Genomic DNA, 18,035 nt, shown 5'->3' on the forward strand with positions numbered 1-18,035 from the left:
TTGCTAGACGCCGTTGGCCTTGAAGTGGGCCAGCATGCGGGCCCAGCCGTCCCTGGCGTCGGCCTCGTTGTAGCTGGGGCGATAGTCGGCGTGGAAACCATGGTCGGCGGCCATGTAGAGGCGGATCATGCTGCGTTTCGCGGCGGGGTTGCGCGCGCCGGCGTCCTTCAGCACCGCCTGCATGGCGGCGACGTCGTCGACCGGGATGCCCTTGTCGAGGGCGCCGTAGAGGCCGAGGACCGGCGCCTTCAAATCGGGTGCGACCTCGATCGGATAGCGGCGCTGCTCGGCGCCGGGGGCGGCGGTCTTGGGCGGCGCCAGGCGGCCGTACCAGGCGACGCCGGCCTTCAGCTGCGGAAATTGCGCCGCCGCCATCCAGGTGACGCCGCCGCCCCAGCAGAAACCGGTGATGGCAAGGCGATCGGGAGCGACAAAGCCCTGTTTCTGCAGCCAGCCGAGGGTGGTGGTGACGTCGCCCATGACCTGGGCATTGGTCGCCTCCCCGACGATCTTCATGATGAACGGGAAGTCCATCGTCTGCGCCAGCTTGCGGTCGGGGTCGTTGCGATAGAAGAATTCGGGCGCGATGGCGACATAACCGGCCTTGGCGAGGCGCCGGCAGGTGTCCTTGATGTATTCGTGGAGGCCGAAGACCTCGTTGACGACGATGACGGCGGGGTGGCGGCCCGCAGCCGCCGGGCGGACGACATAGGCGGGCAGGCCGGCGGCGCCGTTGGGCATGGTGACGCTGTCGATGACGAGGCCGGCGCTGTCGGTGGTGATGGCCGCGGCATCGGCGCCGACGGCGATGGCGGCATAGCCGGCGGCGATCAGCGCGGTGGCGCCGCGGCGGCTGACGGGCGGCGCGGCGTCGTGGGTGAGCGTGGCCATGCAAAACTCCTTGGGGGCGCGGGTCGGCATAGCCTAGACTGGGGCGATGGCGCGACAAAAGCCGGATATGGGTGGCCTGTGGCTCGGCGCCGCGGCGGTGGCGGCGCTGCTGGTGGCGGAGCGGCTGCGGCCGCGGCGGGTGCGGACAGAGGCGGAGCCGGCGCGGACGATGCGCAACGTGGCGCTGGGGTTGATCGACTTGGGCGTCGTGGCGGGGGTGCAGCAACCGCTGGCACGGCGGCTGGCGGCTGGCGTGGAGAAGCGACGACAGGGGCTGGCGCAGCACCTGCCGGCGCCGTTGCGCGATGTGGCGGCGTTCCTGCTGCTCGATTGGTCGATGTATCACTGGCATGTGGCGACGCATCGCGTGCCGCTGTTGTGGCGACTGCATGCGGTGCATCATGTCGACCGCGACATGGATGCATCGACGGCGCTGCGCTTTCATGTGCTCGATATGATGATTTCGGTGGGGTTGCGGGCGGCGCAGGTGCGCGTGCTCGGGGTGTCGCCGCGGGCGCTGGCGGCTTGGGAGAGGTTTTTCTTCGCCTCCGTGCTGTTCCACCATGCCGACCTCGACGTGCCGGGCGATGCCGGGCTGGCGTGGCTGCTGACGACGCCGGGGATGCATGACATTCACCACCGCGCCGATGCGGCGTCGCTCGATGCCAACTTCAGCTCGGGGCTGAGTGTCTGGGACCGGTTGCACGGGACGTTCGCGGACACTGCGCCGGATGTGCCGATCGGGGTGCCGGGGCTGGCCGTCGACCAGGGGCTGGTGACGGCGCTGCTGCTGCCGTTCCGGATGACAGGGGCCGACCGGGTGCGCTAGCGTGCCCCGATACCGGGGAGCCGCACCATCGCCATCCAGCCCATCAGCGCCGCGCCGCCCGTTCGCCGGCCGTTCTACGCGCAGCTGTATTTCCAGGTGCTGTTCGCCATCCTGCTCGGCGGGCTGATCGGGCATTTCGCGCCGGCGACGGGCGTGGCGCTGAAGCCGCTCGGCGACGGCTTCATCAAGCTCGTGAAGATGATCATCGCGCCGGTCATCTTCCTGACCATCGTCACAGGCATCGCCGGCATGCGCGATGTCGCCAGCGTCGGGCGGGTGGCGCTGAAGGCCTTTGCCTATTTCCTGACCCTGTCGACGCTGGCGCTGGTCGTCGGGCTGGTCGTCGGCAATATCGTGCAGCCCGGCGCCGGGTTGAATATCGACCCGGCGACGCTCGAGACCGGCGAGATCGGCAATTATGTCGCGAAGGCGCACGACAGCACCATCACCGGCTTCCTGCTGGCGATCATCCCCGACACGGCGCTGGGGGCGTTCACCGAGGGCAATCTGCTGCAGGTGCTGTTCCTGGCCATTGGCTTCGGCATCGCGCTGGCGATGATCGGGGAGCGGGCGCGGCCGCTGCTCGAGGTGCTGGGGTCGGCGGCGACCGGGGTGTTCAAGCTGGTGGAGATCTTCATGCGCGCGGCGCCGATCGGGGCGTTCGGGGCCTTTGCCTTCACCATCGGCAAATACGGGCTTGGCTCGGTCGCCAATCTGGCGGCGCTGGTCGCGACCTTCTACCTGACGGCGCTGCTGTTCGTGCTCGGCATCCTGGGGCTGGTGGCGTGGCGGGCGGGCTTTTCGATCTTCCGGCTGATCCGGTATCTCCGGAGCGAGTTGCTGCTCGTGCTCGGCACCAGCAGCTCCGAATCGGCGCTGCCGTCGCTGATCGAAAAGATGGAGGCGGCGGGTTGCCCCAAGGCGATCGTCGGCCTCGTCGTGCCCACCGGTTATTCGTTCAATCTCGACGGCACCAACATCTACATGACGCTGGCGGCGCTGTTCATCGCCCAGGCGACCAACACACACCTTTCGCTGGGCGAACAATTGCTGCTGCTCGGCGTGGCGATGCTGAGTTCGAAGGGGGCCGCCGGGGTAACCGGGGCTGGCTTCATCACGCTGGCGGCGACGCTGTCGATCGTGCCGAGCGTGCCGGTGGCGGGCATGGCGCTGATCCTGGGCGTCGATCGCTTCATGTCGGAATGCCGGTCGCTGACCAATTTCATCGGCAACGCGGTCGCCTGCATCGTCGTCTCGCGCTGGGAGGGCGGCATCGACGAGGAACGGTTCGCAGCGGTGTTCAGCCCTCGCGCAGCCGGATGAGGCCTTCCTGCATCAGCGTCGCCACGACCTGGCCGCTGCGGGTGTAGACGATGCCGCGGTTGAGGCCGCGGCCGCCGCCCGACACCGGCGAATCCTGGTCCATCAGCAGCCAGTCGTTGAGATCCGGCGTCGCATTGAACCAGATGGCGTGATCGAGGCTGGCGACCTGCAGGCGCGGATCGGACCAGGCGATGGCGTGCGGCAGCAGGCAGGTGTCGAGCATGGTCATGTCGCTGGCATAGGCGAACAGCGCGCGCATCATCGGTTCGTCGACGCTGAACGGCGCGGCGGCCCGGCACCAGTGGCGGGCGCGTGGCGGCATGGCGACGGGCGCAAAGGGATCGGCATGGTCGACGGCGCGAAACTCGATCGGGCGCTCGCGGGTCGTCCACAGCGTCTTGAAGGGTTCGGGGGTGCGATCGGCGTTGATGAGTGCCCATGCGGCGTCGCTGCGGACGTTTTCGGGCGGCGGCGCATCGGGGGCAGCAAAGCCGTGCTGCAGGCCGGGCTCGGGCGCCTGGAAGGATGCCGCCATGTTGAAGATCGGGCGGCCCTTCTGGATAGCGACCACCCGCCTGGTGGTGAAGCTCTGGCCGTCGCGGTCGCGCTCGACGCTGTAGACGATCGGGTGGGCGGGGTCGCCGGGGCGGATGAAATAGCTGTGCAGCGAATGGCAGAGCCGGCCGTCGTTGACGGTCTTCGATGCCGCCATCAGCGCCTGGGCGACGACCTGGCCGCCATAGACGCGCATCCAGCCGGCGTTGGTCGATTGGCCGCGGAACAGATTGTCCTCCAGCCGTTCGACATCGAGAAGGTCGAGCAGGCGGCCGACGCTGCCGGCGTGATCGGGGGTCGTTGTGGGGGCCGTGGTCATGGCCGTGTGCCTAGCCGGGTGCGCTGCGGCTGTCATCTGGCTTGAAAGCTGCTTGACAGGCCGGGGGCCCGCACCTATCCCGCCGCTTCCGCTTCAAGCGGGTGTAGCTCAGTTGGTTAGAGCGCCGGCCTGTCACGCCGGAGGTCGCGGGTTCGAGCCCCGTCACTCGCGCCACCCTTTTTGTGGGTCTGATCTCGGAAATCGAAATTTTGTGGCCACGATCGTGGTGTATGGGTCCAGGCCTGCGCCGGGATGACACGCAATTTCTGTCATTCCGGCGCAGGCCGGGACCCATACACCACCGATTTCGCCGCCCGCGGGCTAGCCTCGCGCCCGATCCCAGGCGCTCAGCTCATACGCAATCGACGCCTCCACCAGCGTCTCCCACAACGCCGCCGCGACGCCGGCCGGAATCCCGCCCGCGACCGCGGCGCCTTCCGCATTGGCGATCACCTGCGCCTTGCGCGCCTCGTCGCGCACCGCTGTCCGCTCGGTCTTGATGCGGGCCGCGGCGTCCATGTAGCCGAAGCGGCGAACGAGCAGCGCCACCAGCTCCTGGTCGAGCGCGTCGACGCCGGTCCGGACCTCGGCCATCGTCGTGCATTCGGCGGGGTTCATTTGCTGCTCCAGCGGCCGGTGTTCATCCAGACGAACAGCGGCTTCAGCGGCAGCACCCAGGCGAGGCCGGCGGCGAGATAGGCGACGACCTTGAGGATCGTCGGCAGCGTGTCGAGCGTCGCGCCGAACGACGAGACGATCACCGCATAGACGATGAGATAGACGAGGAGGGCAAGCACGCCCACGGGTTTGCGCCAGCTGGGTTCCATGCGCGGCCTGTTAGCGGTGCTTTGCGCAATCCACCAGTCGTGTCGGTGTCGCGACCCAGTCGAGCAGCTCGTCCCAGGGGTCGCGGGGCAGGGCGTCGGCGAGTTGCACGTCCCAGGCGAGGCCGATGGCGGTGACGGGGCCCGCGGCGCGGAGGGAACGGAGCGTGCGGTCATAATAGCCGCCGCCCTGGCCGAGGCGGACGCCGGCGGTGGTGACGGCGAGGAGGGGGACGAGAAGCAGGTCCGGCGTGACGCGCGGCGCGGTGGCGGCGGGCTCGGGGATGCCGAGGACGCCGGGTTTCAGGTCGGCCCACGCGGCGATGTGGAAGCTGAGGTCGCGGCCGGTAACGAGGGGGAAGGCGACATGCGGGGGTGGCCTGGATGACGCCAGCAGCGCCTCGATCGGGCCGGGATCGACCTCCGCACCGACGCCGGCATAGCTGGCGATGACGGTAGCACCCCGCAGCAGTGGCAGCACGCGGGCGGCGAGGTCGCCCTCAAGCCGGGCGCGTTCGGCGGGCGACTGCGCTGCGACGAAGGCGGCGCGGTCGCTGCGGAACATCCGGCGCAGCGCCGGCTTGGGGTATTCTGTCGGGTCGCGCATAGGATCGTTCGGCGGGACCACCATGGGTCGTTGCATGAGAGATCCTCTGACGCCAGTTACGTCAGGTGGGAGCCAGATAGAACGGACCAGGATCCGCCCAGGGCCAGCCCCCTAGGATAGTGAATCGCCTCAGGGATGCTCGGTGCTCGTGCCGGGCAGTACCCGCCTGTCCCTGATATAGGCGCTCGGCGCGGCCGGCTCAACCGGCGGCGCAAAGATTCACGCAGCCGAGGATTCGAGCGCGTCGGCGAGCTTTTCGGCGCGATCGGCCAGCCCGAGCAGGCGTTCGGCGAGTTCGGGGTCGAGACCCACGGCGCTGCTTGGGGTAATCGGGCCGCCACGGCGCATGTCGTAGAGCTCGTCGGCGACCATCAGTGCCGCCATCAGCAGCAGCCGCGATTCGCTCATCGCGCCGAGCGAACGGGTCAGGCCATCGGCTTTCGTCGCGATACCGGCGGCGAGCTCGGCGAGATGCGCCTCGTCACCGTCGCGGCACGATAGCGGGTAACTGCGGCCGCCGATGTCGACGATGACCTGGCCCATCAGCCGTATTTCCGCTTTTCAGCCTGGCCGTCGATGAAGGCATCGAGATCGGCAAGCGCCGCGGCGGCAGCCTCCTCGACACGGCGCAACCGTGCGATTTCTGCGTCGCGACGCGCCATCCCGGCTTCGATCCTGGCGATCGCATCCTGCAAACGGTCGGCAATGGCGGTGTGATCGAAGATGGCAGCGCCTTAGAGTTCAGTGGGTTCCGGGAGCCTTGTAAGACCGATTATCAGCATGCGTCAATTACTACGTGCGTATTAATACACTTTGCGATGGACGTGCTTGCCGGTCCGCTGTGGTTGACGCTCTCGTCCGGCTCTGGCCAATGTCCGGCGCGATTCGCGCCGCTGTTCCGACACCGGTGCCGACGTTCGGTTTTTGCTCGAAATCACAGGCTTTTTGACGATGACCCAGATTCGACCGATGGCCAATGCCATTCGCGCCCTGGCCATGGACGCTGTCGAGGCGGCGAATTCAGGGCATCCCGGCATGCCGATGGGTATGGCCGACGCCGCCACCGTGCTGTTCGCCAACCATTTGAAGTTCGACGCCAGCCGGCCGCACTGGCCCGACCGCGACCGATTCGTGCTGTCGGCCGGCCATGGCTCGATGCTGATCTATGCGCTGCTGCACCTGACCGGCTACGACCGCCCGACGCTCGACGACATTCGCAAGTTCCGCCAGCTCGGCAGCCCTTGCGCCGGCCACCCCGAAAATTTCGAGCTCGCCGGCATCGAGACCACCACGGGTCCGTTGGGGCAGGGTCTGGCGACCGCGGTCGGCATGGCGATGGCGGAGCGGCACCTCAATGCCGAGTTCGGCGACGACCTTGTCGACCATCGCACCTGGGTGATCGCCGGCGATGGCTGCCTGATGGAGGGCATCAGCCATGAAGCCATCGGGCTGGCCGGCCATCTGAAGCTGGGCCGGCTCAACGTGCTGTGGGACGACAATCGCATTTCCATTGACGGCCCGACCTCGCTGTCGACGTCGGAGGATATCGCCGGGCGCTTCACCGCCGCCGGCTGGCATGTCGTTGCCTGCGATGGCCAGGATTTTGCCAGCGTCGATGCGGCGCTGGCCGCGGCTGCCGCCGACCCGCGCCCGTCGCTGATCGCCTGTCGCACCACCATCGGCTTCGGCGCGCCGACCAAGGCCGGGACCAGCGGTTCGCACGGCTCGCCGCTCGGCGCCAAGGAGATCGAGGGCGCCCGCGCCGCGCTCGGCTGGGAGCATCCGGCGTTCGTCATTCCCGACGACATCCGCGCCGACTGGCTGGCGGTGGGCCGCAAGGGCGCCGACGCGCGCACGGCCTGGGAAGGTCGGCTGGCGGCGGCACCGGCGAGGGCGGATTTCACGGCGCGCATGGCGGGTGACGTGCCCGCCGCCGCGGTGGCCGCGCTCGATGCCCATATCGCCGGGCTGATCGCCGCGCCCCAGAAGATCGCGACCCGCAAGGCGAGCGAGCTGGCACTGGGCGCGATCAACCCGCAGGCGCCGGCGATGTTCGGCGGCTCGGCCGACCTGACCGGATCGAACAATACGAAAACCAGGGATCAGCAGGCGTTTACGGCCGATTCCTACGGCGGTCGCTACATCTATTACGGCATCCGCGAGTTTGGCATGGCGGCGGCAATGAACGGCATTGCGCTGCACGGCGGGCTGATCCCCTATGGCGGCACGTTCCTGGTTTTCTCCGATTACATGCGCAACGCCATCCGCATGTCGGCGCTGCAGCGGGTGCGCGCCATCTATGTGCTGACCCATGATTCGATCGGGCTTGGCGAGGATGGCCCGACCCACCAGCCGGTCGAGCATCTGCTGTCGCTGCGTGCCATCCCCAACCTCGCCGTCTATCGCCCGTGTGATGCGGTGGAGACGGCGGAGGCCTGGGCGCTGGCGCTGGCCAACTTGGACCGGCCGTCGGTGCTGGCGCTGAGCCGGCAGAACCTGCCGCAGCTGCGGCTGGTCGCGGGCGAGAATCTGACGGCGAAGGGCGGCTATCGGCTGCAGGCCGCGATGGCGGCGCGGCGGGTGGTATTCGTCGCCACCGGCTCCGAAGTCGAGATCGCCGTCGCGGCAGCGGCGCTGCTGGAGGCCGAGGGCACCGGCTGCGATGTCGTGTCGATGCCATGCTGGGAGGCGTTCGACGCGCAGACGCCGGCGTATCGGGGTGATGTGCTGCCGGCCGATGCGCTCATTGTTTCCATCGAAGCCGGGGTGACTTTGGGCTGGGAGCGCTATACCGGTTCGCGCGGGCTGAACATCGGTGTCGACAGCTTTGGCGCGTCGGCGCCGATCGAGGCGTTGTACGACCATTTCGGGCTGACGGCGCCGAAAATCGCGGCGCGGGTGCGGGCGAAGCTCGCCTGAAGAAACTGGGCCCCGGGTCGAGCCCGGGGTGACAATTGGGAGCAGAGTTATCATGGCCATCAAGGTCGCCATCAACGGTTTCGGTCGCATCGGGCGCAACGTGCTGCGCGCCATCCACGAGGCCAAGCGCGATGACATCGTCGTCGTCGCCATCAACGATCTCGCCGATACCGCCGCCAATGCCCGGCTGCTGAAGCGCGATTCGGTGCACGGCGCCTATCCTGGCACCATCGAGGTGGATGGCGACTACATGGTCGTCGACGGACATCGCATCCGTGTGACGGCCGAACGTGACCCGGCCAAGCTGCCGCACGCCGAGATGGGCGTCGATATCGCGCTCGAATGCACCGGGTTCTTCACCGCCGCCGACAAGGCTGGCGCGCATCTGACCGCAGGCGCCAAGCGCGTGCTGATCTCGGCCCCCGGCAAGGGCGTCGACCTGACCGTTGTCTATGGCGTCAACCACGACAAGCTGACCGCCGAGCACAAGATCGTTTCCAACGCCAGCTGCACGACCAACTGCCTGGCGCCGTTCGCCATGGTGCTCGATCGTGAGTTCGGCATCACCAAGGGTCTGATGACGACGATCCACGCCTATACCAACGACCAGAAGATCCTCGACCAGATCCACGAGGACCCGCGCCGCGCCCGCGCCGCGGCGCTGTCGATGATTCCGACGACGACCGGCGCCGCGCGCGCCGTCGGCGAGGTTCTGCCGCAGCTGAAGGGCAAGCTCGACGGCTCGGCGGTGCGCGTGCCGACGCCGAACGTCAGCCTCGTCGACCTGACCTTCATCGCCGCGCGCGACACGACGAAGCAGGAGGTCAACGCCGCGCTCAAGGCGGCTGCCGATGGCGAGCTGAAGGGAATTCTCGATTGGACCGACGAACCGCTGGTCTCGATCGACCTCAACCACAATGCCGCGTCGTCGACGATCGATTCGCTGGAGACGGCCGTCATCGGCGGCAATCTGGTGCGCGTCGTTTCCTGGTACGACAATGAATGGGGCTTTTCCAACCGCATGGCCGACACCGCAGTGGCGATGGGTAAGCTGCTGTAATCATGACGTTCCGTACCATCGACGACATGCCCGATATTGCCGGCAAGCGCGTGCTGGTGCGGGCCGATTTGAACGTGCCGATGGCCGATGGCGTCGTCGGTGATGCGACGCGGCTGTCGGCAGCGGTGCCGACGCTGGCGGCGCTCGCCGATCGCGGCGCCATCGTCCTTGTGTTGTCGCATTTCGGCCGGCCCAAGGGCGATGACCGTTCGGCAACGCTGCGGCCGGTGGCGGCGGCACTGTCCGACGTGCTGGGCCGGCCGGTGACGTTCATCGAGGACTGTGTCGGGCCGGCGGCGACGGCGGGCATTGCGGCGCTGCAGGCCGGCGACATCGCTGTGCTGGAAAACACCCGCTTTCATGACGGCGAAAAGTCGAATGACCCGGCGTTCGTCGCGGCGCTGGCGGCGAACGGCGATTTCTACGTCAACGATGCCTTTTCGACGGCACATCGCGCCCATGCGTCGACGGAAGGCCTGGCGCATGTGCTGCCCAGCTTTGCCGGGCGGTCGATGCAGGCGGAACTGGTGGCGCTGGAGCGGGCGCTCGGCAAGCCCGAGCATCCGGTGGCGGCGGTCGTCGGCGGCGCCAAGGTGTCGTCGAAGCTCGACGTGCTGACGCATCTGGTGACGCGGGTCGATCATCTGATGATCGGCGGCGGCATGGCCAATACCTTCCTGGCGGCGCGCGGCATCGATGTCGGCAAGTCGCTGTGCGAGCACGAGCTGGGCGACACGGTGCGCGATATCCTGGCCCGCGCCGAGGCCGCCGGCTGCACCGTCCATTTGCCCTATGACGTTGTGGTAGCGAAGGAATTTGCTGCCCATGCGCCGAGCCGGACCTGTAATGTCCATGAGGTTGCCGCGGACGAGATGATCCTCGACCTGGGCACGTCCGCCGTGGAAGCGCTCGCCGATGCGCTGAAGACCTGCCGCACCGTCGTCTGGAACGGGCCACTCGGCGCCTTCGAGATTCCGCCCTTCGATACCGCGACGGTCGCCCTGGCGCGCATCGCTGCGGCATTGACGCAGAGCGGCGGGCTGCTGTCGGTGGCCGGCGGCGGCGATACGGTCGCGGCGCTGAACCATGCCGGCGTCGCCGACGATTTCACCTATGTCTCGACCGCCGGCGGCGCCTTCCTCGAATGGATGGAGGGCAAGGCGCTGCCGGGCGTGGAAGCATTGCAGCGGGGGTAACCATGCCAGTCGACACCGATCGCCTTTGGGAAAAGCTTTATCCGGCGGCCTGGAAGCTGGCGCGGTCGGCCGATCCGATCCACGCCCGTGTCGGCGACGCCTTTCGCGCCATCCGCGACCTGAAGGGCGAGGAATTCGGTCCCGAGGAACGCATCATCTACAACGAGATCACCGACCGGATGACCAAGGCTGGCCCGGTGGTCGAGAATGGCGCGGTCAAGACCGGCGCCGTCGCCAACACGCTGGCGTCGATGCCCGAGGCCGAAGCCTGCGAGATCGCCGAGAGCATCTTTGAACTGTTCGTCCAGGTTGCGGAACAGCATTTCGCGGCTTGAATGTCACGTCGTGCGACACTAAATTGTTCAAGATGTTGAACGAGACATCCTCGCTGGGTCTGCGCATCGATACGCAGCTCGAATCGCGATTGGCTGCCGTTGCGAAAACACAGGGACGCAGCAAGAGCGAAGTTGCCCGTGATGCGGTCCGTCTGCGTGTCGACCGCAACGACGTTGCCCTGCGCGCCGAGGCGCGCCGGCAGTCGTTGAACGCCGCGGCACGGGGCTGGACCGAAGAGGAAGCGTATTGGGAATCCAGCGCTGCGTCGAACGAAGCTGATCGCGCCGGCCCGCAGTCGGACGATTGACCGGTTTTGCAACGCGGCGCATTTACACCATCGCTGGTGCAGGCGATTTTTCAGGCAATCCCCGTCCTGGCCTTATCGTCCAGTCGGATCCGTTCAATGAGTTTGACCCCAGCGTAACCGTCTGTCCGCTCAGCAGCCACATGACCGGCGACGGCCTGTATCGTATTCCGATTCTGCCCGATGCCGAAAACGCACTGATGTTCGAGAGCGAAATCGAGGTCGACAAATTGCAGTCAGTGTGGTTGCAGCGGCTTGGCAAGCCGATCGGCCGGGCATCGAGCGATGTCATGGTCGCGGTCGACGCGGCGCTGCGTCGCTGGCTCGATATCTGATATTTTCCGGAGACATTCGATGACGATCGCCCAAACGACCACCATGACCCCCGCCGTCCGTGCCATTCTCGCCAATTACGAGAGCGACAATCCCGGGACCAAGGCCAACCTCGCCCGCATCCTGATGCAGGGCCGGCTGGGCGGCACCGGCAAGCTGGTGATCCTGCCGGTCGACCAGGGCTTCGAACATGGCCCGGCGCGAAGCTTCTCGCTCAACCCGCCAGCGTATGACCCGCATTATCATTTCCAGCTGGCGATCGATGCCGGGCTGTCGGCCTATGCGGCGCCGCTGGGCATGATCGAGGCGGGGGCCGATACCTTTGCCGGTCAGATCCCGACCATCCTCAAGGTCAACAGTTCCAACAGCTGGTCGACTAGCATCAACCAGGCGGTGACCGGCACGGTCGAGGATGCGCTCCGGCTCGGCTGCTCGGCGATCGGCTTCACCATCTATCCGGGTTCGGACGATATCTTTGAACTGATGGAGGAAATCCGCGAGCTGAGCCAGGAGGCCAAGGCTGTCGGCATCGCCACGGTGATCTGGTCCTACCCGCGCGGCGGCGAAATCTCCAAGGCCGGCGAACTGGCCCTCGATGTCGGCGCCTATGCCGCGCACATGGCGGCGCTGGCCGGCGCGCACATCATCAAGGTCAAGCTGCCGACCGACCATATCGAGCAGAAGGACGCCAAGAAATCCTATGAGGGCGGCGACTGGTCCACCCAGGCCAAGCGCGTCGCCCATGTCCGCCAGGCCTGCTTCAACGGGCGCCGCATCGTGGTGTTCTCGGGCGGTGCGTCAAAGGGCGTCGATGCGGTCTACCAGGATGCCCGCGACATCCGCGACGGTGGCGGCAACGGCTCGATCATCGGCCGCAACACCTTCCAGCGGCCGCGCGACGAAGCGCTGGCGATGCTCGACAAGATCGTCGACATCTATCTCGGGCGCGACTGATCAGCCGCGCAGCAGCAGAATGACGATCAGCAGCAGCGCCAGGCCGGCAAGCGCCGCCCAGCTGTAGTCGCGGCGGCCGTCGGCCTGGGCGATGGTGTAGAGCCCCGCCAGGCCCGGCAGCCGGCCGATGCCGCGGCGCAGTGCCGGCCGCATCGCATCGACCGCGGCCGACTGGTTGGCGGCGAGCAGTTGCAGCGCGGCTCCCCGGGTGGGGCGCTGGTCGGCCTGGGCCAGCGCCGCGACGATGGCGTTGCCGAGCAGCGGGGTGGCGATCGCTAGCGTCCGGGTGGCGGCGCTGATCGTCGAGCCGCTGGCGCCGGCAAGGGCCCGCGCCATCAGCTCGACCTTTGACCCCGACAGCCCGGCGAGCAGCGCCAGCGCGGGTTCGAGTTCGAGGTCGGGCGCGGCGCGCGGCGCGGCAAGCAGCCCTTCAACGCCGGCCGCGGACAGGCCGCGACTGCCGATCAGCAGCGACACGGCACCGGCGAAGAGTTGCGCGGCGGTGGCATTGTCGGTTCCGACCAGCGTGGCAAGACTATCGATTCGATCGGGCGCGATCTGGCGCCGGGTGAGGGTGATCAGGTCCGTCATGGCCGGTGCGGCGAATCCAATTGCGTGATGACGCCCCCGACTTCGGTTAACGGACTGTTCCGGTCTCGGCAACCGGGTGCGGCCCCGCTGTGCTTGCGCGTGCCGCAACTCGTGGGTAGGGCGGGCCGGGATCAAGGTGACAAAAATGGCAGGCGAAGACGAAACGGTACCGCTCGATCCCGGCTTTGGCGACCGCTTCGATCGGCAGCCGCGGCCGGCGTGCCAGCTGTACATCGTGTCGCCGCCGCGGATCGACATTCCGGCCTTTGCCGACACGTTGAAGGCGGCGCTCGACGGCGGCCCGGTGGCGGCGTTCCAGCTGCGGTTGAAGGACGTCGACGAGGCGGCGGTGCTGCGTGCCTGCGCGGCGCTGGTGCCGGTGTGCAACGCCGCCGATGTGGCGTTCATTCTCAACGATTCGGCGGCCCTGGCCAAGGCAGCGGGCGCCGATGGCGTTCATCTCGGCCAGTCCGACGGCAGCATCGCCGAGGCGCGGGCGCTGCTGGGACCCGACGCCCAGATCGGCCGCACCTGCCACGACAGCCGCCACCTGGCGATGGAGGCCGGCGAGCAGGGCGCCGACTATGTCGCCTTCGGTGCCTTTTACGACACCACGACCAAGCCCAGCCACTACCGCCCCGATCCGTCGATCCTCGGCTGGTGGACGACGATCAGCCAGCTGCCCTGCGTCGCCATCGGTGGCATTTTCCCCGACAATGCCGCGGCACTGGTGACGGCCGGCGCCGATTTCATCGCCGTGGTGCGCGCGGTGTGGGACCACGAGGATGGGGCAGGGGCGGGCGTTGCGACTTTCGGCGAGGTGCTCGGCTGGCGGGATTGACGGCAAGCGCTGCTGGCGTCACTGTGTTATTCAATTAATACACAAAGGATGATACATGAAGGCGGTGGTCGCGGCGTTAAGTCTGGTGTTTTCGATCCCGGGGATGGCCGCGCCCGCGCCGGTCGAGGTGATGGTGCTCGGGTCGTACCATTTCGCCAACCCCGGTCTCGACAAGAACAATATCAAGGTCGACACGGTGCTGACGCCCGATCGCCAGCGGCAGCTCGACCGCGTGGCGCGGGCGGTGGCCCGGTTCCGGCCTACACGGGTGATGGTCGAGATGCAGGGCAAGGGGCCCGACCTTGCCATTGCCGAATACGACCGGTTCGACGATGCCATGCTGGCGAAGGACGCCAACGAGATTGTCCAGATCGGCTATCGCACCGCGCGGCTGGCGGGGGTGAAGACCGTCAATGGCATCGACGAGCAGCCGGGGCCCGGCGAGCCCGACTATTTCCCGTTCGACAAGGTCGATGCGGCCGCCAAGCAGTTCGGCCAGACCGCGGAGCTTGCGGCGACGAACGTCGGCGTGGCGGCGTGGCTGAAGGATTTCAGCGCCCGGCAGCAACGCCTGACCGTCGGGCAATCGCTGATCGCCTTCAACACGCCGGGCAGCGCGGTCACCGGCATGGACAGCTATTATGGCGTGCTGCCGATCGGCGACCATGACAACCAGGCCGGCGCCGATCTCAATGCCATGTGGTATCTGCGCAATGCCAAGATCTTTGCCAAGCTGATGTCGGTGGCGAAACCCGGCGATCGCGTGCTTGTCGTCTATGGTAGCGGGCACAATTTCTGGCTGCGCCATTTCGCCGGGCTCACGCCGGGCTATCGCAGCGTCGATCCGCTACCCTTTCTGAAAGCGGTGAAATAAACGGCACAAAAGCCTGTCCTACATGAACCGATATGGTTATGTCGTGAGTCGCGCGGCTCTTTGACATCGTGAATATCGGCCTGCGTCCGCGACGCCTTGCGGTTGGCAGATGGCGTGATAGCGGTTAAGGGCTGCCGCTTCTCCGCGCCGGATGCGCCGGGCCCATCCCCGCAGGATGTGTGCGCCACGATAGAAAGACACAGCCTTGGTTGCCCATTCCGCCCTGATCACCGTCATGGAAAAGGCCGCTCGCAAGGCGGCGCCGCGGCTGCGCCGTGATTTCAACGAAGTCGACGCCCTGCAGGTCAGTCGCAAGGGCCCGGCCGATTTCGTGTCGAACGCCGATCGCGCCGCCGAGCAGGCCATTGCCGAGGTGCTGACCCATGCCCGGCCCGACTGGGGGCTGTTGATGGAGGAATCGGGCGAAACCGCCGGCGCCGAGAAACAGGCGCGCTGGATCGTCGATCCGCTCGACGGCACGACGAACTTTCTCCACGGCATGCCGCATTTCGCCATCTCGATCGCCGCCGAGGTGCAGGGCGAAGTCGTCGCGGGGCTCGTTCACCAGCCGCTGACCGGCGAAAGCTTCTGGGCCGAAAAGGGCCGCGGCGCCTGGCTCAGCGATCGCCGGCTGCGGGTGTCGGCGCGGCGCGACATGCTCGATTGCGTCATCGCCACCGGCATCCCCTATCACGGTCATGGCAAGGCGACCGAGTTCACCAATGTGCTGTCGGCGGTGATGCCCGAAGTCGCCGGCGTGCGCCGCTTCGGCTCGGCGGCGCTCGACCTGGCCTGGGTTGCGGCCGGGCGCTTCGACGGCTTCTGGGAACAGGGGCTCCAATATTGGGACGTCGCGGCGGGCATCTTGCTGGTGCGCGAGGCCGGCGGCTTCGTCACCGATTACCGCGGCCAGGACAATATGGTGGCGCGGTCGGAGATCGTCGCCGCGAACGGCAACATCCAGTCGAAGCTGCACCGGCTGGTTGCGGGCGCGGTACGCTAGCCGCCGCGGGCCTTCCTCTTGCCGCAGGCTGCGGCTGGCATTAGCGTTCGTCGCTTGCGATTCCGGGGACATATCTCATGCGTCTGACCTTTTGCGCCATCACGGCGCTTGCCGCTGCCATGCCTGCGGTGGCGGCCGACACCAGCGCGATGACGGCGCGGATCATCGATGCCGGCCTCAACCATGGCGAGGTCGTCGAGACCGCCCAATATCTGACCGACCGCATCGGCGGCCGCATGACCAATTCGCCGCAGATGCGCGCCGCCGAGGCCTGGACGCAGTCCAAGTACCGCGGCTGGGGCCTGTCGAACGTCCACGCCGAACCGTTCGAATTCGGCCGCGGCTGGTCGATCGACAGCGTCGCCGTTCGCATGACGGCGCCGCGCGTGCTGCCGCTGCACGCCATCCCGGTGGCGTGGACGCCCGGCACCGGCGGCGCGGTAACGGCGCCGATCGTCGTCGCGCCGATGAAGAAGGACAGCGACTTCGCCCAGTGGCGCGGCAAGCTCGGCGGCAAGATCGTGCTGGTGTCGCGGCCGACCGACGGGTCGGAGCCGGGCAAGCCGGCGTTCCAGCGCTTGGGCGATGATGAACTGCGCAAGCTCGACACATTCGACCAGCCGAGCTTCGACCCGGCGGCCATCGAGAAAAGGCTGAAGCGCCAGGGCTTCGACGCCCGGCTCGATGCCTTCCTGGCGCAGGAGGGTGCGAAGGCCTGGGTCAGCCAATCCTATCGCGACGGCGGCCTGGTGTCGGGTGAAGGCTATGGCTATCAAGCCATCGACAAGCGCAAGGTGCCCGGCATCCAGATGGCCGCCGAGGATTATCGCCGGCTGGCGCGTCTCGCCAAAACGGGGCCGGTGACGATCGATGTCGATACCCGCGTGACGTTCCACGAGGCCGACACCCGCGCCAACAACATCATCGCCGACATTCCGGGCAGCGACGCCCGCGCCGGCTATGTCATGGCCGGCGCGCATCTCGACAGCTGGGTCGCGGCCGACGGCGCCGGCGACAATGCCGCCGGATCGGCGGTCGTCATGGAGGCGGCGCGGATTCTGGCGAGCCTGGGCGTGCGGCCCAAGCGGACGATCCGGTTCGCGCTGTGGAATGGCGAGGAACAGGGCCTGCTCGGCAGCCTCGCCTATGTCGAGCAGCATTTCGCCACCCGACCGCCCGAGACCGACCCCGAAAAGCTGAAGCTCGGCCCCTATGCCAATTGGTCGCGCAGCTTCCCGATCACGCCAAAGCCCGGCTATGGCGAGCTTGCCGCCTATTTCAACCTCGACAATGGCAGCGGCAAGATTCGCGGCATCTATACCGAGGGCAACCAGGGCGTCGCGCCAGTGTTCCGCGACTGGCTGGCGCCGTTCGCCAGCATGGGCGCCACCGCCGTCGTCAACAGCAAGACCGGCGGCACCGACCATGTCTTCATGCAAGCTATCGGCCTGCCGGGGTATCAGTTCATCCAGGACCCGCTCGATTACATGAGCCGGACGCACCATTCGGATGTCGACACCTTCGACCATCTGAAGCCGGCGGACCTGCGCCAGGCGGCGGTGATCATGGCGAGTTTCCTATGGAACGCCGCCAACAGCGATGCGCCGCTGCCCAAGGGCGTGCTGCCGACGGCGCCGAAGCCGACCAACCCGTTCAGCTATCCGGATGACGACGAGTAGAAATTATTCTGTAACCCCGGCGCAGCCGGGGTGACAATGTGGTGCGATGACGATTGAGACGGGTGACAGGTTTGTTGGGGGCGATTGGCCGCACAAGCTTGCCCTCGCGCATCGCGGGGCATAGAAGGCGCGCGACGCAACTCCAGCATCGAAAGCCCGTTTTGCGGCTATGTCCGATATCGCCAACCAGTATCTGCCGATCCTGCTGTTCCTGACGGTCGGCATCGTGTTCGCCCTGATCTTTGTCGGGGCGCCGATCGCCGTGTCGAAGCTGACCGGCACGTCGCAGCCCGACACCATCAAGCTCAGCGAATATGAAAGCGGCTTTCCGGCGTTTTCGGACAGCCGGGCGCAGTTCGACGTGCGCTTCTACCTCGTCGCCATCCTGTTCATCGTCTTCGATCTCGAGGCGGCGTTCCTGTTTCCCTGGGCGGTGTCGCTGCATTGGGGCGGGCAGGCGGCCTGGTGGGCGATGATGGAATTCCTCGGCGAACTCGCCATCGGCCTCGCCTATGCCTGGCATGTCGGAGCACTGGAATGGGAGTGATCGAAGTCCCGAAGGCGCTGACCGAGGAGCAGCAGGCCCGCGGGCTGACG

21 protein-coding genes and 1 tRNA gene are annotated in these 18,035 nt (G+C 67.2%); 15 read left to right on the top strand and 7 right to left on the bottom strand.

The features are described from left to right. Window positions 1-3: 3 nt before the first annotated feature. The gene (locus ACP7AI_RS02550) at window positions 4-891 is read right to left on the bottom strand and encodes a dienelactone hydrolase family protein (protein WP_426163735.1); all 888 of its coding nucleotides are present in this window, start codon (window positions 889-891) and stop codon (window positions 4-6) included. Window positions 892-958: 67 nt separating this feature from the next. Between ACP7AI_RS02550 and ACP7AI_RS02555 the strand changes: the two genes are divergently transcribed. Beyond that, complete coding sequence (locus tag ACP7AI_RS02555; protein WP_426163737.1) at window positions 959-1,720, top strand: sterol desaturase family protein; 762 nt, start codon at window positions 959-961, stop codon at window positions 1,718-1,720. Between the two features lie 33 nt (window positions 1,721-1,753). After that, window positions 1,754-3,043, top strand: coding sequence for a dicarboxylate/amino acid:cation symporter (locus ACP7AI_RS02560; protein WP_426166532.1), 1,290 nt, complete (start codon window positions 1,754-1,756; stop codon window positions 3,041-3,043). On the opposite strand, the gene ACP7AI_RS02565 is transcribed toward ACP7AI_RS02560, so the two are convergent. Next, window positions 3,021-3,917 carry an acyl-CoA thioesterase gene (locus ACP7AI_RS02565; protein WP_426163739.1) on the bottom strand — a complete coding sequence of 299 codons (897 nt, stop codon included), beginning with the start codon at window positions 3,915-3,917 and terminating at the stop codon, window positions 3,021-3,023. The two genes, ACP7AI_RS02560 and ACP7AI_RS02565, sit on opposite strands and share 23 nt — an antisense overlap. Before the next feature lie 97 nt (window positions 3,918-4,014). On the opposite strand from ACP7AI_RS02565, the gene ACP7AI_RS02570 reads away from it, so the two are divergent. Continuing rightward, window positions 4,015-4,091, top strand: a tRNA-Asp gene (locus tag ACP7AI_RS02570). A 147-nt stretch (window positions 4,092-4,238) separates the two neighbouring features. On the opposite strand, the gene ACP7AI_RS02575 is transcribed toward ACP7AI_RS02570, so the two are convergent. The 4 genes from ACP7AI_RS02575 to ACP7AI_RS02590 all read right to left on the bottom strand — a co-directional run bounded on the left by ACP7AI_RS02575 (window position 4,239) and on the right by ACP7AI_RS02590 (window position 5,891). Continuing rightward, complete coding sequence (locus ACP7AI_RS02575) at window positions 4,239-4,535, bottom strand: chorismate mutase (RefSeq protein WP_426163741.1); 297 nt, start codon at window positions 4,533-4,535, stop codon at window positions 4,239-4,241. Then, window positions 4,532-4,744 carry a DUF2842 domain-containing protein gene (locus tag ACP7AI_RS02580; RefSeq protein ID WP_426163743.1) on the bottom strand — a complete coding sequence of 71 codons (213 nt, stop codon included), beginning with the start codon at window positions 4,742-4,744 and terminating at the stop codon, window positions 4,532-4,534. The genes ACP7AI_RS02575 and ACP7AI_RS02580 overlap by 4 nt, the downstream gene beginning before the upstream one ends. Window positions 4,745-4,754: 10 nt before the next feature. Next, on the bottom strand, window positions 4,755-5,348 hold the full coding sequence (locus ACP7AI_RS02585) for a 5-formyltetrahydrofolate cyclo-ligase (protein ID WP_426163746.1): 594 nt from the start codon (window positions 5,346-5,348) through the stop codon (window positions 4,755-4,757). A gap of 219 nt (window positions 5,349-5,567) precedes the next feature. Then, on the bottom strand, window positions 5,568-5,891 hold the full coding sequence (locus ACP7AI_RS02590; protein ID WP_426163748.1) for a cell division protein ZapA: 324 nt from the start codon (window positions 5,889-5,891) through the stop codon (window positions 5,568-5,570). A 408-nt stretch (window positions 5,892-6,299) separates the two neighbouring features. Here ACP7AI_RS02590 and tkt point away from each other — a divergent pair, with 408 nt between their 5' ends. From tkt to ACP7AI_RS02625, 7 genes are read left to right on the top strand one after another with little or no spacing between them, the layout of a single operon-like run. Further along, on the top strand, window positions 6,300-8,267 hold the full coding sequence (tkt, locus tag ACP7AI_RS02595; protein WP_426163750.1) for a transketolase: 1,968 nt from the start codon (window positions 6,300-6,302) through the stop codon (window positions 8,265-8,267). A 52-nt stretch (window positions 8,268-8,319) separates the two neighbouring features. Beyond that, window positions 8,320-9,327, top strand: a complete 1,008-nt coding sequence (gene gap / locus ACP7AI_RS02600) for a type I glyceraldehyde-3-phosphate dehydrogenase (protein WP_426163752.1) — start codon at window positions 8,320-8,322, stop codon at window positions 9,325-9,327. Window positions 9,328-9,329: 2 nt separating this feature from the next. Then, complete coding sequence (locus ACP7AI_RS02605) at window positions 9,330-10,523, top strand: phosphoglycerate kinase (RefSeq protein WP_426163754.1); 1,194 nt, start codon at window positions 9,330-9,332, stop codon at window positions 10,521-10,523. A 2-nt stretch (window positions 10,524-10,525) separates the two neighbouring features. Continuing rightward, a complete protein-coding gene (locus ACP7AI_RS02610; protein WP_426163756.1) occupies window positions 10,526-10,858 on the top strand; it encodes a hypothetical protein in 333 nt (110 codons plus the stop codon). A gap of 32 nt (window positions 10,859-10,890) precedes the next feature. Then, complete coding sequence (locus ACP7AI_RS02615) at window positions 10,891-11,166, top strand: CopG family transcriptional regulator (protein WP_426163758.1); 276 nt, start codon at window positions 10,891-10,893, stop codon at window positions 11,164-11,166. Next, window positions 11,163-11,498 carry a type II toxin-antitoxin system PemK/MazF family toxin gene (locus ACP7AI_RS02620; protein ID WP_426163761.1) on the top strand — a complete coding sequence of 112 codons (336 nt, stop codon included), beginning with the start codon at window positions 11,163-11,165 and terminating at the stop codon, window positions 11,496-11,498. Before ACP7AI_RS02615 ends, ACP7AI_RS02620 begins: the two co-directional genes overlap by 4 nt. Window positions 11,499-11,541: 43 nt before the next feature. Beyond that, complete coding sequence (locus ACP7AI_RS02625) at window positions 11,542-12,450, top strand: class I fructose-bisphosphate aldolase (RefSeq protein ID WP_426166534.1); 909 nt, start codon at window positions 11,542-11,544, stop codon at window positions 12,448-12,450. Here the strand turns inward: ACP7AI_RS02625 and ACP7AI_RS02630 are convergent, their stop codons facing one another. Beyond that, a complete protein-coding gene (locus tag ACP7AI_RS02630) occupies window positions 12,451-13,041 on the bottom strand; it encodes a hypothetical protein (protein WP_426163763.1) in 591 nt (196 codons plus the stop codon). Window positions 13,042-13,186: 145 nt separating this feature from the next. Between ACP7AI_RS02630 and thiE the strand changes: the two genes are divergently transcribed. From thiE to ndhC, 5 genes are all read left to right on the top strand, one after another. Beyond that, window positions 13,187-13,882: a thiamine phosphate synthase gene (gene thiE, locus ACP7AI_RS02635; protein ID WP_426163765.1), complete on the top strand. Its 696-nt coding sequence runs from the start codon at window positions 13,187-13,189 to the stop codon at window positions 13,880-13,882. A gap of 55 nt (window positions 13,883-13,937) precedes the next feature. Then, window positions 13,938-14,756, top strand: a complete 819-nt coding sequence (locus tag ACP7AI_RS02640; RefSeq protein WP_426163766.1) for a DUF5694 domain-containing protein — start codon at window positions 13,938-13,940, stop codon at window positions 14,754-14,756. A gap of 205 nt (window positions 14,757-14,961) precedes the next feature. Then, a complete protein-coding gene (locus tag ACP7AI_RS02645; protein WP_426163769.1) occupies window positions 14,962-15,759 on the top strand; it encodes an inositol monophosphatase family protein in 798 nt (265 codons plus the stop codon). A 77-nt stretch (window positions 15,760-15,836) separates the two neighbouring features. Next, window positions 15,837-17,438: a M20/M25/M40 family metallo-hydrolase gene (locus tag ACP7AI_RS02650; protein ID WP_426163771.1), complete on the top strand. Its 1,602-nt coding sequence runs from the start codon at window positions 15,837-15,839 to the stop codon at window positions 17,436-17,438. Between the two features lie 169 nt (window positions 17,439-17,607). Then, entirely contained in the window at window positions 17,608-17,985 is a 378-nt protein-coding gene (ndhC, locus tag ACP7AI_RS02655) for an NADH-quinone oxidoreductase subunit A (protein WP_426163773.1), read from the top strand. Window positions 17,986-18,035: the final 50 nt, after the last annotated feature.

The organism is Sandarakinorhabdus sp. DWP1-3-1 (genome assembly GCF_049896705.1).
GTDB lineage: Bacteria > Pseudomonadota > Alphaproteobacteria > Sphingomonadales > Sphingomonadaceae > Sandarakinorhabdus.